General features: G+C 72.0%; 2 protein-coding genes. One reads left to right on the plus strand and one right to left on the minus strand.

Annotation, left to right across the window (positions count from 1 at the left end; genetic code table 11):
• Window positions 1-699 (minus strand): MFS transporter (locus ABY44_RS14000; protein WP_431641322.1); only part of this gene is annotated, 699 nt, incomplete at its 3' end.
• A gap of 100 nt (window positions 700-799) precedes the next feature.
• Here ABY44_RS14000 and ABY44_RS14005 point away from each other — a divergent pair.
• Window positions 800-1,690, plus strand: coding sequence for a LysR family transcriptional regulator (locus ABY44_RS14005; protein WP_060173198.1), 891 nt, complete (start codon window positions 800-802; stop codon window positions 1,688-1,690).
• Window positions 1,691-1,847: the final 157 nt, after the last annotated feature.

Here is a 1,847-nt window from a genome sequence, read left to right on the forward strand (position 1 = left end):
GATCAGGGCCGCGATCGCGCACGCGAGCGCCGCGCCGAACAACAGGCTGCCGGCCGCATCCACGCGCTTCGCGTGCGGATCGCGCGACTCGTCGATCGCGACGCGCGCGCCGGCCGCGAGCAGCATGCAGACGGGCAGGTTCAGCAGGAACACCCAGCGCCACCCGATCCATTGCGTGATCGCGCCGCCGACGAGCGGCGCGACGGCCGTCGCGATCCCCATGCACATGCCCCAGATCGCCCACGCGCGCGCCCGCTCGCGCCCCTCCGGAAAACGGTTCGCGATCACGGCGAGCGCGGCCGTCAGCAACAGCGCGGCGCCGCCGCCCTTCACCGCACGCGCGGCGATCAGCCAGCCGGCCGACGGCGCGACGCCGCAGCCGAGCGACGCGAGAAAGAACAGCGCGAGCCCCGCGCCGAGCATCCGCTTGCGCCCGAAGCGGTCGGCGAGCCCGCCGGCCGGCAGCAGGCAGGCGGCGAACGCGGTCATGTACGCGCTCACGACCCATTCGATATCGGCAAAGCTCGCGTGGAAACTGCGCGCGATGCTCGGCAGCGACACGGCGACGACGTTCGTGTCGAGCACGATCAGCGAGCAGGTCGCGGACGCGACGGCGAGCGTCGCGGCGGCGGGCATGCGGCCGCCCGTGCGCGGGGCGGCAACCGCGCCCGCGCGCGACGCCGGTGAAGACTGGGACATCGGACTCTCCGGAACAGATTGAACGAACCGTATGCTAGGCTTGCCCGGTATTGCCCGTCATTGACACTCAGACGCTTTTTTATTGACGAAAACTGCAATCATGGATCGGCTCGAATTCCGTCACGTGCGCGCGTTCCTGAGCGTCGCGCAGCACCTGCACTTCGCCCGCGCGGCCGAGGCGCTCGACATGGCGCCGCCCGCGCTCACGCGGCAGATCCAGGAAGCCGAACGCGTACTCGGCGTGCGTCTCTTTCACCGGTCGCGCCGCGCGGTCACGCTGAGCGCGGCCGGCGAGGCCTATCTCGCCGAAGCGCGCGCCGCGGTCGAACACCTGCAGCGCGGCCGCGAACTCGCGGCGCTGGCCGAGCGCGGCGAGCTCGGCCGGATCGAGATCGGCTACGTGTCGTCGGCCGTCTATTCGGGCACGCTGCAGCGCACGGTCGGCGCGTTTCGCGACGCGCACCCGCGCATCGAACTGAACCTGCGCGAAGTGCCGATGGACGACGTCGCGAACCAGCTCGACACCGGCCGCCTCGACCTCGCGTACGTCCGCCCGCCGCTGCCGCTGCCCGGCGGCCTGCGGATCATCACGCTGCAACGCGACGTGTTCGTCGCGGCCGTGCCGGCCGGGTCGCGCTACGCGTCGATGGCCGCCGTTCGCGCGGCCGACCTCGCCGACGCGCGCTTCGCGGTGCCCGAACAGGAGCGCGGCACGCTCGAAGTCGCGCGCCGCGGCCACTTCGCGCCGCTGGTCGCCGCCCGCCCGGGCGGCTTGCTCGCGGTGCTTGCGTGCGTGTCCGTGAACGGCTGGGTCGCGGTGATTCCCGATGCGCTCGCCGGCTGCGTGTCGCTGCCGGGTGTCGTGTACCGGCCGATCGCCGGCAAGCCGATCACGTCGGAACTCGCACTCGCGCACCGGCGCTTCGAAAAGGCGCCGGCGGTGCGCGCGTTCCTGCGGACGGTTCCGTCGGCCGCGCAAGACGCTGGATGAAACGCCCGCGTGCGGCGACGGCGGCGATGGCGGCCGCCGCGGCGCGAATATGCATTGCACGATTCGATGTTTGTCGGCTGGAAACCGATTCCGTAACCTGCCCGGCAACCGCGCCACCTGCGCGCGGGTAACCGAGGACACTCCGCCGATGAACCCA

The organism is Burkholderia sp. ZZQ-2, from assembly GCF_050768715.1.
In the GTDB taxonomy this organism is placed as follows: domain Bacteria; phylum Pseudomonadota; class Gammaproteobacteria; order Burkholderiales; family Burkholderiaceae; genus Burkholderia; species Burkholderia cepacia.

Excerpts from the sequence above, each read along its gene's own strand:
- ABY44_RS14005 (WP_060173198.1), top strand. The coding sequence starts at position 800 with ATGGATCGGCTCGAATTCCGTCACGTGCGCGCGTTCCTGAGCGTCGCG.